The 12,955-nt window shown below is 65.0% G+C and carries 16 protein-coding genes; 3 read left to right on the top strand and 13 right to left on the bottom strand.

All coding sequences use genetic code 11. The features are described 5' to 3' along the window. Positions 1–31 precede the first annotated feature (31 nt). The gene (locus tag MYCSM_RS13935; protein WP_041312048.1) at positions 32–592 is read right to left on the bottom strand and encodes an Rv1476 family membrane protein; all 561 of its coding nucleotides are present in this window, start codon (positions 590–592) and stop codon (positions 32–34) included. 171 nt (positions 593–763) lie between these two features. On the opposite strand from MYCSM_RS13935, the gene acnA reads away from it, so the two are divergent. Together acnA and MYCSM_RS13925 are read left to right on the top strand one after the other, a co-directional pair. Beyond that, on the top strand, positions 764–3,586 hold the full coding sequence (acnA, locus tag MYCSM_RS13930; RefSeq protein ID WP_015306802.1) for an aconitate hydratase AcnA: 2,823 nt from the start codon (positions 764–766) through the stop codon (positions 3,584–3,586). A gap of 7 nt (positions 3,587–3,593) precedes the next feature. Then, entirely contained in the window at positions 3,594–4,163 is a 570-nt protein-coding gene (locus MYCSM_RS13925) for a TetR/AcrR family transcriptional regulator (protein ID WP_015306801.1), read from the top strand. Here the strand turns inward: MYCSM_RS13925 and MYCSM_RS13920 are convergent. The 9 genes from MYCSM_RS13920 to MYCSM_RS13880 form a co-directional block, all read right to left on the bottom strand. Next, positions 4,160–4,351 (bottom strand): helix-turn-helix domain-containing protein, encoded by a 192-nt coding sequence (locus MYCSM_RS13920; RefSeq protein ID WP_015306800.1) that lies wholly within the window; start codon positions 4,349–4,351, stop codon positions 4,160–4,162. The genes MYCSM_RS13925 and MYCSM_RS13920 overlap by 4 nt on opposite strands. Positions 4,352–4,474: 123 nt before the next feature. Next, positions 4,475–6,103: an ABC-F family ATP-binding cassette domain-containing protein gene (locus MYCSM_RS13915; protein ID WP_015306799.1), complete on the bottom strand. Its 1,629-nt coding sequence runs from the start codon at positions 6,101–6,103 to the stop codon at positions 4,475–4,477. Between the two features lie 62 nt (positions 6,104–6,165). Further along, positions 6,166–7,014, bottom strand: coding sequence for an enoyl-CoA hydratase (locus tag MYCSM_RS13910; protein WP_232425801.1), 849 nt, complete (start codon positions 7,012–7,014; stop codon positions 6,166–6,168). After that, entirely contained in the window at positions 7,015–7,380 is a 366-nt protein-coding gene (gene trxA, locus MYCSM_RS13905; RefSeq protein WP_015306797.1) for a thioredoxin, read from the bottom strand. A gap of 69 nt (positions 7,381–7,449) precedes the next feature. Next, the gene (locus tag MYCSM_RS13900) at positions 7,450–7,689 is read right to left on the bottom strand and encodes an anti-sigma factor family protein (protein ID WP_015306796.1); all 240 of its coding nucleotides are present in this window, start codon (positions 7,687–7,689) and stop codon (positions 7,450–7,452) included. Further along, on the bottom strand, positions 7,686–8,318 hold the full coding sequence (locus MYCSM_RS13895) for an RNA polymerase sigma factor (RefSeq protein ID WP_015306795.1): 633 nt from the start codon (positions 8,316–8,318) through the stop codon (positions 7,686–7,688). The genes MYCSM_RS13900 and MYCSM_RS13895 overlap by 4 nt, the downstream gene beginning before the upstream one ends. 7 nt (positions 8,319–8,325) lie before the next feature. Continuing rightward, a complete protein-coding gene (locus tag MYCSM_RS13890; protein WP_015306794.1) occupies positions 8,326–8,952 on the bottom strand; it encodes a hypothetical protein in 627 nt (208 codons plus the stop codon). 31 nt (positions 8,953–8,983) lie between these two features. After that, the gene (locus MYCSM_RS13885) at positions 8,984–9,862 is read right to left on the bottom strand and encodes a bifunctional helix-turn-helix transcriptional regulator/GNAT family N-acetyltransferase (RefSeq protein ID WP_041312045.1); all 879 of its coding nucleotides are present in this window, start codon (positions 9,860–9,862) and stop codon (positions 8,984–8,986) included. Positions 9,863–9,872: 10 nt separating this feature from the next. Continuing rightward, positions 9,873–10,427 carry a hypothetical protein gene (locus MYCSM_RS13880; RefSeq protein WP_015306792.1) on the bottom strand — a complete coding sequence of 185 codons (555 nt, stop codon included), beginning with the start codon at positions 10,425–10,427 and terminating at the stop codon, positions 9,873–9,875. Positions 10,428–10,677: 250 nt separating this feature from the next. Between MYCSM_RS13880 and MYCSM_RS38720 the strand changes: the two genes are divergently transcribed. Then, complete coding sequence (locus tag MYCSM_RS38720; RefSeq protein WP_257720750.1) at positions 10,678–10,812, top strand: hypothetical protein; 135 nt, start codon at positions 10,678–10,680, stop codon at positions 10,810–10,812. Here MYCSM_RS38720 and MYCSM_RS13870 read toward each other — a convergent pair. From MYCSM_RS13870 to MYCSM_RS13860, 3 genes are read right to left on the bottom strand one after another with little or no spacing between them, the layout of a single operon-like run. Next, positions 10,809–11,156 (bottom strand): metal-sulfur cluster assembly factor, encoded by a 348-nt coding sequence (locus MYCSM_RS13870; protein WP_015306791.1) that lies wholly within the window; start codon positions 11,154–11,156, stop codon positions 10,809–10,811. The genes MYCSM_RS38720 and MYCSM_RS13870 overlap by 4 nt on opposite strands. Next, entirely contained in the window at positions 11,134–11,637 is a 504-nt protein-coding gene (sufU, locus tag MYCSM_RS13865) for a Fe-S cluster assembly sulfur transfer protein SufU (RefSeq protein ID WP_015306790.1), read from the bottom strand. Before sufU ends, MYCSM_RS13870 begins: the two co-directional genes overlap by 23 nt. A gap of 9 nt (positions 11,638–11,646) precedes the next feature. After that, positions 11,647–12,954 carry a cysteine desulfurase gene (locus tag MYCSM_RS13860; protein WP_015306789.1) on the bottom strand — a complete coding sequence of 436 codons (1,308 nt, stop codon included), beginning with the start codon at positions 12,952–12,954 and terminating at the stop codon, positions 11,647–11,649. Position 12,955: the final 1 nt, after the last annotated feature.

The raw sequence follows: 12,955 nt of genomic DNA, 5'->3' as shown, positions 1-12,955 counted from the left end.
AAACCCCGGAAAACGCGCGCTTTTGGGGGTTTTACGCCTGTTCGCGAGAAGAGGCGCGCTTGGCTTTGACTTGTAACACTCGAGTGGCGACAACGGCCGCAATCACCGCCAACACAAGAACAATCGTGAATGGCGTCCACGGGAAATGTTGGGTCGTCAACTCACTGACGAAATTCTTCGACGACTGCACGGCGTCGCCGGTCTTGGCGATGTCCTGACCCGCCTCGAGAGTCACCCGGTCGTATACCGGGCTATACGTGCCAGCCCAACCGGGGCTGATGACCAAGACTGTGGAACCGGGATAGGCCTTGCCAACCTGAGTGGCGACATCGCGCAGCGGGGTGTCGATCGGCGGACTCTGGTCGAGCACGACGATCTTGAGGTCGATGCCCTTCTGCTTGGCGTCGGCAACCACGGCCGCGAGGCCGGCCTTGTTCTGGCTAGCCGATGCGCTCACGCCGTCCTCGCGAATATCGGCGAAGACGAGATTCATGCAGGCGTCCGGCGGGGTCGCCGGGTCCTGCCCGACCGTCGCGCATACCTGGGGCGGGATGTACGTCGGCAGAAACGGAATCACGTGCGGTCCGGTCACACGGGCACGGTACGCGATGAGTGGGTATGTGGGTGGCAGCACGCGCCTCGCAAGGAAGAATGAGGCAAGACACAAAAACACCCCTGCGTTGGTTTGCAGGACAAGCGTACTGTTAGAGTTGTGACCGCCGACGACACAGCCCGTCGCGGCGATATCGAGCCGGGAGTTGATGTGAGCAGCAAAGATTCGGTTAATTCGTTTGGCGCCCGCGACACATTGAAGGTCGGGGACAAGAGCTACGAGATCTACCGCTTGGACGCGGTGAAGGGCACCGAGAAACTGCCCTACAGCCTCAAGGTGCTCGCCGAGAATCTGCTGCGCACCGAGGACGGCGCCAACATCACCAAGGACCACATCGAGGCCATCGCGAACTGGGACCCGTCGGCAGAGCCGAGCGTGGAGATCCAGTTCACCCCCGCCCGCGTGATCATGCAGGACTTCACCGGGGTCCCCTGCATCGTCGACCTGGCCACCATGCGTGAGGCCGTTGGCGACCTCGGCGGCAACCCGGACAAGGTCAACCCACTGGCGCCTGCCGACCTGGTCATCGACCACTCCGTGATCGCCGACCTGTTCGGCACCGCGAACGCATTCGAGCGCAACGTCGAGATTGAATACGAGCGCAACGGCGAGCGCTACCAGTTCCTGCGCTGGGGGCAGGGCGCGTTCAACGACTTCAAGGTGGTGCCGCCGGGCACCGGCATCGTGCACCAGGTCAACATCGAGTACCTGGCCCGCGTGGTGTGGGAACGCGATGGCGTGGCCTACCCCGACACCTGCGTCGGCACCGACAGCCACACCACGATGGAGAACGGCCTCGGCGTACTGGGCTGGGGCGTCGGCGGCATCGAGGCCGAGGCGGCCATGCTGGGTCAGCCCGTGTCGATGCTGATCCCCCGCGTCGTCGGCTTCAAGCTCTCCGGCGAGCGCAAGCCCGGCGTAACCGCCACCGATGTGGTGCTCACCGTCACCGAGATGCTGCGCAAGCACGGCGTGGTCGGCAAGTTCGTCGAATTCTATGGCGAGGGTGTTGCCGAGGTGCCGCTGGCCAACCGCGCAACGCTGGGCAACATGAGCCCCGAATTCGGTTCTACCGCAGCCATTTTCCCCATCGACGAGGTCACCATCGACTACCTGCGGATGACCGGACGCAGCGACGAGCAGCTCGCGTTGGTCGAGGCTTATGCCAAGGAACAGGGCATGTGGCACGACCCCAAGAGTGAGCCGAAGTACTCCGAGTACATCGAGCTGGACCTGTCCGACGTCGTACCCTCGATCGCCGGACCCAAGCGTCCGCAGGACCGCATCGCGCTTGGCGACGCAAAGTCGGCCTTCCGCAAGGACATTCACAACTATGTGGACGACGGCGCGGAGAGCCCGCATACCAAGCTCGACGAGGCCGTCGAAGAGTCGTTCCCGGCCAGCGACCCGGCTTCGAGCCTGGCCTTCGCCGACGACGACGCGGTCGTTCCGTCGGCGGCCGTCGGCGCCGACGGCAGGCCGAGCAGCCCGGTCGAGGTCAAGTCCGACGACCGCGGCGAGTTCATCCTCGACCACGGCGCGGTGGTGATCGCGGCGATCACGTCGTGTACCAATACGTCCAACCCCGAGGTGATGCTCGGCGCGGCACTGCTTGCGAAGAACGCCGTCGAGAAGGGCCTGACGTCGAAGCCGTGGGTGAAGACCACGATGGCGCCTGGTTCGCAGGTCGTCACCGACTACTACAACAAAGCTGGGCTGTGGCCGTATCTGGAGAAGCTCGGCTTCTACTTGGTCGGTTATGGCTGCACCACGTGTATCGGTAACTCGGGCCCGCTGCCCGAGGAGATCAGCAAGGCGGTCAACGACGCCGACCTGTCGGTGACGGCGGTGCTCTCGGGTAACCGCAACTTCGAAGGCCGCATCAACCCAGACGTGAAGATGAACTACTTGGCGTCGCCGCCGTTGGTGATCGCCTACGCGCTGGCGGGCACCATGGACTTCGACTTCGACTCCGAGCCGCTTGGCAGAGACAAAGAAGGCGCCGACGTCTTCCTGAAGGACATCTGGCCGTCGCAGAAGGACATCAACGACACCATCGCCAATGCCATCAGCACGGAGATGTTCACGAAGAACTACGGAGACGTTTTCAAGGGCGACGACCGGTGGCGCAATTTGCCGACGCCTGCGGGCAACACCTTCGAGTGGGATTCCAACTCGACGTATGTGCGCAAACCACCGTACTTCGACGGCATGCCCGCCGAGCCGCAGCCGGTGACCGACATCAAGGGCGCCAGAGTGCTGGCGCTGCTGGGTGATTCGGTGACCACCGACCACATCTCCCCAGCAGGCAGCATCAAGCCGGGCACGCCGGCCGCGCAGTACCTCGACAGTCACGGGGTCGACAAGAAGGACTACAACTCCTACGGCTCGCGGCGCGGTAACCACGAAGTGATGATCCGCGGCACGTTCGCCAACATCCGGTTGCGTAATCAACTTCTCGATGACGTGTCCGGCGGCTACACCCGCGACTTCACTACCGGCGGTGAACAGGCGTTCATCTATGACGCCGCGCAAAACTATGCGGCGCAGGACATTCCGCTGGTTGTGCTCGGCGGCAAAGAATACGGCTCGGGCTCGTCGCGCGACTGGGCGGCCAAGGGCACCAGCCTGCTCGGCGTGCGCGCGGTCATCACCGAGTCGTTCGAGCGCATCCACCGCTCCAACCTGATCGGGATGGGGGTCATCCCCCTGCAGTTCCCCGAGGGCGAGTCGGCGGCCAGCCTCAAGCTGGACGGCACTGAGACGTTCGACATCACCGGCATCGAGGCGCTCAACGACGGCAAGACGCCGAAGACCGTGCATGTCACCGCGAGGAAATCGGGAGACGGCGCCTCGGATGACAACACTGTCGAGTTCGACGCGGTGGTGCGCATCGACACCCCCGGTGAGGCGGACTACTACCGCAACGGCGGCATCCTGCAGTATGTGCTGCGCAACATGCTGAAGTCGTAAGAGTCCAGTGCCCCGGGTAACGGATGACCATCTGGCAGCGCGGCGCCGGCAGATTCTCGACGGCGCCCGGCGATGCTTCGCAGAGTACGGCTACGACAAGGCCACCGTGCGACGGCTCGAGCAGACCATCGGGCTGTCGCGCGGTGCGATCTTTCACCACTTCCGCGACAAGGACACGCTATTCTTCGAGCTCGCCCGCGAGGACGCCGAACGGATGGCCGATGTCGCGTCGCGGGAAGGGTTGATTCAGGTGATGCGCGACATGCTGGCCGCGCCCGAGCAGTTCGACTGGCTGGCGACGCGGCTGGAGATCGCGCGCAAGCTGCGCAACGATCCGGCGTTCAACCGCGGTTGGTCCGAGCGCTCGGCGGAGTTGTCGGCGGCGACCACTGAACGTCTGCGCACCCAAAAGCAGGCAGGCCGGCTGCGCGACGACGTGCCCAGCGCAGTGCTGCAGACGTATCTGGACCTCGTGCTCGACGGCCTGGTGGCGCGACTGGCCTCCGGCGATGAACCCGAAAAGCTCAGTGCCGTACTAGACCTCGTCGAGGCCTCGCTGCGCCAGCAACCGCCTTAACTGGCACGCCTGCGGTGGTTGGGCCCCCCGCGGCTACGCATTGCAGTGCCCGACTCACGCAGCATGCTGTGAATCGAGCCGTACGAGCGGCCGGTGTTGGCTACCAACGTACGGATGCTCGCGCCCCCCTCGTAGGCACTGCGCAACTCGTTCAGCACCTCGTCTCGCGACTTGTTCAATTTCTTCATCGACATCTCCCCACGTGTGATGCCCCGACGCATACCCAGCGTAAGAAGCCTTCACACGCGATGGGCGGAATTGATGAAACGGTTCGCGATTCGGACTGGCCGAAGCTCCATGAGCGTCCGAGCTCAGGCGAGCTCGATCAAATCCGAGTAGTCGTTGGACCAGAAGTCCTCAGTACCGTCGGGCAGCAGCACCACCCGCTGCGGGTCGAGCGCTTCGGCGGCACCCGGGTCGTGTGTCACCAACACCACTGCGCCGACGTAACTCCGCAACGCGTCGAGCACCTGCTCGCGCGACGCGGGGTCGAGATTGTTGGTCGGCTCGTCGAGCAGAAGCACGTTCGCGGTCGACGCGACGAGGCCCGCCAACGCGAGTCGAGTCTTCTCGCCACCGGACAGTGTGCCTGCCGGCTGATCAAGCTGCGCACCGCTGAACATGAAGGCGCCCAACAGACCCCGCAGTTCCTGCTCACCTGTGTCGGGCGCAGCGTGACGGATGTTCTCCCACACCGTCGCCATATTGTCGAGCGTGTCATGTTCCTGTGCAAAGTAGCCGAGCTTCATTCCGTGGCCGGGCTCGAGTCCCCCGGAGTCCGGTGTCTCCACGCCCGCCAACAGCCGCAGCAGTGTGGTCTTGCCCGCGCCGTTGAGGCCGAGCACCACGACGCGCGAACCGCGGTCGATCGCGAGATCGACGCCGGTGAACACTTCGAGCGAGCCGTAGTTCTTCGTCAGCCCCTTGGCCACCAACGGTGTGCGACCGCACGGCGCCGGCGTCGGGAACTTGATCCTGGCCACCTTGTCGGCAACTCGTTCCTCGTCGAGCGCGGCCATCATCCGGTCGGCTCGGCGCAGCATGTTCTGCGCGGCAACGGCTTTGGTGGCCTTGGCGCCCATCTTGGCGGCCTGCGCGCGCAGGGCCGAGGCCTTGCGTTCGGCGTTGGCACGCTCGCGGCGGCGCCGCTGTTCGTCGGTCGCACGGGCATCGAGGTACTTCTGCCAGCCCATGTTGTAGACGTCGACCTCGCCGCGCACCGCATCGAGGAACCACACCCGGTTGACGACGTCGGCGAGCAACTCGACGTTGTGACTGATCACCACTAGACCGCCGGTGTGGCCGCGTAGGAAGTCGCGCAGCCAGCCAAGCGAGTCGGCGTCGAGATGGTTTGTTGGCTCGTCGAGCAGCAGCGTGGTGGCCGACCCCGAACCCGTATCGGATGCGGCGAACAGGATGCGGGACAGCTCCACTCGGCGACGCTGACCGCCGGACAGCGTGCGCAAGGGTTGGGTCAGAACACGTTCGGGCAGACCAAGACTCGCGCAGATGCGGCCCGCCTCGCTTTCGGCCGCATAACCGCCGAGCGCCGCGAAGCGCTCCTCGAGCTGGCCGTATTTCCGGACCGCTTTGTCACGTGCGGCGTCGTCGGCCACCTCGGCCATCAGCGCCTGCTGCTTTTCCAGATCGGCAAGCAACGCGTCAAGACCGCGGGCGGACAACACCCGATCGCGGGCCAGCACCTCGAGGTTGCCCTCTTTGGGATCCTGTGGCAGATAACCGATTTCCGCGCTGCGAACGATGGTGCCCGCGTAGGGCTCACCCTCGCCGGCGAGGATGCGCATGGTGGTGGTCTTACCTGCGCCGTTGCGACCGACGAGCCCGATGCGGTCGCCGGGCTGGACCCGCAACGCTGCGCCGTCGGTGGACAGCAGCGTGCGTGCTCCAGCGCGGACCTCGAGGTCCGTTGCGGTGATCATTGGCGCCACTCCTCCTCACCACTTCGCGATGCATCGTCGGCGCGGATCACGCTGCGGTACTCCTACTTGTCGTCTGTAAAGACCGGTGCGCGCTTGTCGGCGCGCGCCGCGACCGCTTCTTCGAAGTTGCCGGTGAGCAAACGGACGAAGAGCTGTCCCAGGCCCTCGGCCTGCATATGCCCCTCCAGGCTAGCGGCGTCCAGTCCACTCCAAAGCGTGCGCTTGGTCAATTCGATTCCGGGCCGCGAAAACGATGCGATGCGCTCGCCGAGCTCGTAGCAAACGTCGAGTAGCTTGTCGTCCGGCACTGCACGCGACACCAGGCCGATGCGTGCGGCTTCGTCCGCGTCGACGTCGCGTCCGGTCAGCATCAGCTCGAAGGCGCGAGACGTGCCGATGGCGCGTGGCAACAAGTAGGACAGCCCGAGCTCGCTGGCGGTCAGGCCGTTGTTGATCCCCGCGGCCCGGAAATAGCCGGCCTCACCTGCGACGCGGATATCGCAGGCGAGCGCCAGGCAAAGTCCCCCGCCGATCGCCGCGCCGTTGACGGCAGCGATCACCGGTTGGTGCATCTTGCGCAACGACAGGATGACGTCGTCGAGCACCTCCATCGATCGCAGCGCGAACGTCGGCCGGGTCAGCCCGTCGATGTGCGGCACCGAACCTGCCGACTTGTGGTCGGCGCCGGACGAAAAGCCGCGGCCCGCGCCTGTGAGCACAATCACCCGCGTCGCGTTGTCGTAGGTCAGCTCCTCGAGCACCTTCTTGAGCGGCACCATGACGTCGAACGCCATCGAGTTCATCCGCTCGGGCCGGTTCAGCGTCACCAGCGCGACATGCGGCCGCGGATGGTCGACGAGGACGAAGTTGTTTTGCTCGGTCACGGACTGCACGCTATCGCGTGCATTCAGTTACTTCGGTTCGCCGTTGCCCTGCGCGGCGATTGCGGCGTCGATATCGAACTCCTTGACCCGCTGCACCAGCTGCTCCAGCGCCGCCGGCGGCAACGCACCGGCCTGGTTGAACACCAGCTTGCCCTTCTTGAATGCCATCAGGGTCGGGATGGAGCGGATGTCGGCAGCCGCGGCCAACTGCTGCTCGGCCTCGGTGTCGACCTTCGCGTACACGACGTCGGGGTGCTCCTCCGAAGACGCCGCGAACGTCGGCGCGAACGCCTTACACGGGCCGCACCACGACGCCCAGAAATCCACCAGCACGATGTCGTTGTCGTTGATGGTGTCGTTGAACTCTTCGGCGGTGATGTCTCGCGTAGCCACGATGTTCCTAACGCTCGGGTAAATCGGGTTGTTCCCAGCCTATGGGCACGGCAAACTGCCCGGCGGCAATCAACGGAAGTCTCTGAACGCATCGAGCAGCCGGTTGCGAAATCCTGGGTCGAGGTCGTCGTCGCGGATCTTGCCGACGGCCCGCACGGTTTCGCGGAACTGCTGAAGATAGTTCTCGCAGCCGTCGCAGTCACCGAGGTGGGACTCGAAGCGCGAGCGGGTTTCCCGGTCGAGGGCGTCGTCAAGGTATGCGGTGACCAACTCTACGAGTTCGTTGCAGTCCATGGCATCCAGGCTCATGACCGGTCCTCCAAATACTCTTCGAGCGCCTGCCGAACCGCGGCGCGGCCGCGGTGCAGAAGCACCCGTTGGTTGGCGACGCTGATGTCGAGCATGTTGCACACCTCGCCCGAGTCGAAGCCGAGCATGTCCCGCAGCGTCACCACCATCCGCTGTCGGTCGGGCAGTCTGTCCAACTCACGCCCAGCCACGTCGACGAGTTCGTTGCTGAGCACCGATCCCTCCGGGGTGTCGGGGAACGGCGACGGCTGCTCGCCTTGTTTCCAATGTCCCGGATAGGGATCGTCGGCCGTGCGAAACCGTGCCGGGTCGACGGTGCCGTCGGTGAACGCCATGATCGCCGCGTCGGCATCGCGGCGCTCGCGAAGCCCGCGGGCCTTGGCGATGTTGATCATCACGGCGAAAAGCCAAGTGCGCAAAGAGGATCGGCCTTCGAAATTGTCAATGCCCTTGAGCAGAGCGATCCACGTCTCCTGGACCACCTCTTCGGCGATCTCGCGGCTGGGCACATAACCGCGGGCCACTCGCAGCATCGATGGCGCATGCTGATCGACGAGTTGGGCGAACGCTCCCTCGTCGCCGGCACGCAATCCCGCGAGAATCGTCGTTTCGTCCACGGCTGCGATCATGGCCGAATCACAACTCCCGTCTGCCCTGTTGGAAGAACTCGGTGATCTGCGCGGCCAATTCGTCCACATCGTGTGCGGCGTCGAGCGGACGAACCGCCCCGAATGGGGCATTCCAGAATGGACCGGTGCGTTCAGTCCATGGCCCGACGTACGCGTACGGCGTCGGGTGGTAGTCGTCGCCGGCGGAGACGCCGTAGTTCACCTCGTCCTCGGTGGCGGCGACGTCGAAGTGCTCGGGCCATAGCACGGGGTGTGCCTCGGGCAGGACGGTCTTGATCGCGTGCCCGCCCGCGTAGTGGCTGCGATAGAGCCAGTCCGCCACGGTCGCGTCCACGTCCAGCGCCGCATCCACCGGCAGTGGGTCGACGACGTCGTATACGCCCTCGGGCGGGCCAGGGGCGACGCCGGCGGCGTCGGCGAGCGCGCCAACCGGTCCTGCTAGCGCGGCGGCACCGTCGGGCCAGACCAGCTGCGTGCCATGCACGGCCAGGGGCACGGCCACGCCTGCGAAGCCATCCGGGCGCACCGCCAGCCGGATGGTGCCTGTCGCGCGGTACTGCGGCCCGGCGATCAGGCTTTCGGCGACTCCGCGCAGTTGTCGCCGGGTAGCGACATACGTCTCGTCGAGGCTCATACCGACTGAGTTACCAGATCTCGCCCGAGCGTTACAGCGACTTCTCGAACCAGTGATGGGCGTAGGGCTCGTCGTTGAAGGGCTCGACTTCGCGGTACCCGGACGTCTGATACATCCGGATCGCCTCGGACAATTCGTTGCGGGTCTCCAACCGCATCAACCGGACCCCGTCGGCGCGCGCCCGGTTCTCCAATTCGTAGAGCAGCCGGCGGCCCAGCCCCAGGCCACGGACCGCGGGAGCCACCCACATCCGCTTCACCAGGGCCACGCCGTCGGGGTAGAAGATCAGCGCCCCACAGCCGACAGGTTCGCCGTGCAACGACGCGACGAGCAAAAGCCCTGCGGGCGGGGTCATTTCGGCGTCGGCGACAGGGCTGAGCGCCGGGTCGTAGCCGCCCTCGAAGCGGACAGCCAGCTCGTCGTAATAGGTCTGCAGACAGAACCGGGCGTCGCGGTGGCGCGGTTCGCATTCCCTGACCTCGACCGTTGAGGCGATCAGCAGACGCTCGACGTCCGCCATGGCCGTGACCAGTGCGGTGCGCTGTCGGTCGTTGAGCGGCTGCAGAATGGCCGCCGCGGCGTCGTCGGAGCGCCGGTCGAGTGCGGCGAGCTCACGGCGGCCCGCCGCCGTCAGCCGGGCAATGCGGATGCGCCCGTCGGCTGGACTCGGCTCCACGACGACGTGGCCAGCCGCCTCCAGCGCGCGCAGCAGCCTGCTGACGTAGCCCGAGTCCAGGTCGAGCCGTTCCCGCAGCGAGCGGATGTCGCAGCCGTCGACTCCGATCTCCCAGAGCAGCCGGTTCTGGGCGAGTGACCGGTGGCTGGCCAGGAAATTCTCGTTGAGCACGCCGATCCGCTGGGTGACGGTGCGGTTGAACCGTCTGACCTGCGCCACCATCTCCGCCGTCATATCTCTGACTTTAGTCAGAGATCATCGTCTGTCGAGCCATTTCCGCCGCGCGGTCACCATTAGCCAGCAGCTCGTCTCGCTTCTTGGGCCACCAGAGCAGCTCGATCAGTAGGGCCACCAAGTAGATGACGGACACGATAGCGTTGCCCCAAGTGCCAAAGATGCTGTCCCACAACACGGTTGCGACGCTCACGACGAGGATGAGCGGCAGCACCCATCGATAGGGCTTAGCCTGCTCGGCCGCTGCATGCATACCTGCGCTGTAGTCAACGACGGGTTGCGCCAACCGAGAGTCGCCGACGTGCTCGCCCCGTCGGGCAGTGCCAGCCACCGTCACGCGGTCCTCGCCCGAGAGTTGTTCGGCGCCTGGCCAGTAGCGTCTCATCCGCCGCGGCATCCAGCTGCCGTAGATGAGACCGGTCATGAAGACCGTCAAGATGCCGGCAAGCAGGAGTCCGGAATCTATCCAGGCCATCGCGCCGAGGACGATCCCCAGTGCGCCGCCGATGATTACTGCGCGGCGGAGGAAATCGCCCCGCCAAACGAACGCCGGCACTGTGACCACAGTGCGATTGTGACGTCAGTGGCCGCTCCGAGGCGGGCAAACGCAATACGTCGACGCAGGTTATCCACAACAGACACAATGACTGCTGTCGCGTGGTCATTTCTGACTTAGTGTGATGGCGTGGCGACGCTGGAAGATCTCGAAGCGCGGGTAGCAGCGCTCGAAGCATCGCAAGCCGACTACCGCGCGGTACTAGCGGACGTAAATGCGCTCGGCGCAAACCAGCGGGAACACGCAATCCGACTAAGCGGTGTTCGAAACACGATTGACCGTGCTCGAAACACGGGTGGACGAAGGCTTCCAAGAGACGCGCGGGCGCTTCCGCTCAGTGGATGAGCAGCTCGCCGAGATCAAGGATCTGATCATCGGCGGCCGCAACGGCTAGACGGTAAAGCCCAACGCCCGCAACTGTTCGCGGCCGTCCTCAGTGATCTTGTCCGGGCCCCACGGCGGGTTCCACACCCAATTGATCCTGATCTCATTGACCAGTCCGGCACCAACCAGAGCGGTGCGCGACTGATCCTCGATGACGTCGGTCAGCGGGCAAGCGGCCGACGTCAGCGTCATGTCGATCAACGCAACGTTGCCCTGCTCCCCCTGTTCGACGTTCAGGTCGTAAACGAGCCCGAGGTCGACGACGTTGATCCCAAGTTCCGGATCGACGACGTCGCGCATCGCCTCCTCGAGGTCGGCGAGCAGTTCGTCGTTAGGCGCTGCGGTTTCGCTCATCTGCGGTCTCCTCGTCTTCAAATGAAGCTAGCGCTGTGTTTGATGCGCTCGCCTGGGCGAGCGCGGCCTTGAAAGCCATCCAACCCAGCAGCGCGCATTTCACCCGTGCCGGATACTTCGCGACACCGGCGAACGCGATGCCGTCGCCGATTACATCCTCGTCCCCTTCGACTGTGCCGCGCGAGGACACCATCTCGGTGAACGCCGCCACAGTCTTCAGCGCATCGCCGACGCTCTGGCCGATCACCTGATCTGTCAGCACCGACGTCGATGCCTGGCTGATCGAGCAGCCCTGCCCGTCGTAAGACACGTCGTCGATGCGCTCGCCATCCTCGCTCAGCGCGACGCGGAGCCGCACCTCATCTCCGCACGTCGGGTTCACCTGATACGACTCGGCACCGAACGGCTCGCGCAGCCCGCGATGGTGCGGATGCTTGTAGTGATCGAGGATCACTTCCTGATAGATCTGCTCCAGCCGCACGTCAGTCCCTCAGCCCAATCCCCGGGTCGCTTCGCTCCTGCCCGCCGGATCGAAGAATTCGACCGCGTGCCGCACGCCGGCGACCAGCCGGTCGACCTCGTCGAGCGTGTTGTAGACGGCGAACGATGCCCGCGCGGTCGCGGCGATGCCGAACCGGCGGTGCAGCGGCCACGCGCAGTGGTGGCCCACGCGCACCGCAACGCCGTCGTCGTCGAGCACCTGCCCGACATCGTGGGCATGAACGCCGTCTACGACGAAAGACACTGGCGAACCGCGATTTTCAAGTGATGTGGGTCCGATGACCCGCACACCGTCGATGTCCGACAGTCCGCTCAGTGCCGCTGCCACCAACTCTGCCTCGTGCGCCTCGACGGCGGCCATGCCGATCTCTCGCAGATACTTCGCCGCCGCGGCCAGGCCGACCACCTGCGAAGTCATCGGTGTCCCGGCCTCGAAGCGTTGCGGCGCGGGAGCGTAGGTGGTCTGCTCCATCGTGACGGTCTCGATCATCGACCCGCCGGTGATGAACGGCGGCATCGCATTGAGCAGTTCACTGCGGCCGTACAACACGCCAATACCGTTGGGGCCAAGCATTTTATGTCCGGAGAACGCCGCGAAGTCAACATCGAGCGCGTGGAAGTCGACCGGCTGGTGCGGCACCGACTGGCAGGCGTCCAGCAGCGTCAGCGCACCGACCGCCTTGGCGCGCGCCACCAGCTCCGCTACCGGAGCCATCGTACCGGTGACGTTCGAGTGATTGCTGAACGCAACCACTTTCACGCGTTCGTCGAGCACCAGCGACTCCAGATCGATGCGGCCGTCGTCGGTAACGCCGTACCACTTCAGCGTCGCTCCGGTGCGACGCGCCAGCTCCTGCCAGGGAATCAGGTTGGCGTGGTGCTCCAGCTCGGTGGTGACGATGACGTCGCCCGGCCCGACCGCATGGTCAAACCGGTCGTCGCCGAGCACATAGGCGACCAGGTTGATCGCTTCTGTGGCGTTCTTGGTGAACACCAGCTCGTCGGGGTCCGCGCCGACGAAGGCCGCGATGTCGGCACGGCCCTCTTCGTAGGCGTCGGTGGACTCCTCCATCAGCTGGTGTGCACCGCGATGCACCGCGCCGTTGGACGTGGTCAGGAAGTCCCGCTCGGCGTCGAGCACCTGAAGCGGCCGTTGCGATGTCGCACCGGAATCCAGGTATGCCAGCTGACTTCCGCCGCGCATCACCCTTTTCAGGATCGGAAAATCCGCCCTGATCTTGGCGACATCGAGAGTTCTAGCGGCGGACGAAAGGAGCACCTCTTGTGCCCGAGTCATG

Source organism: Mycobacterium sp. JS623 (assembly GCF_000328565.1).
GTDB lineage: Bacteria > Actinomycetota > Actinomycetes > Mycobacteriales > Mycobacteriaceae > Mycobacterium.
Note: the sequence above shows the minus strand (reverse complement) of the source record. Positions and strands in the feature narration are given on the sequence as shown.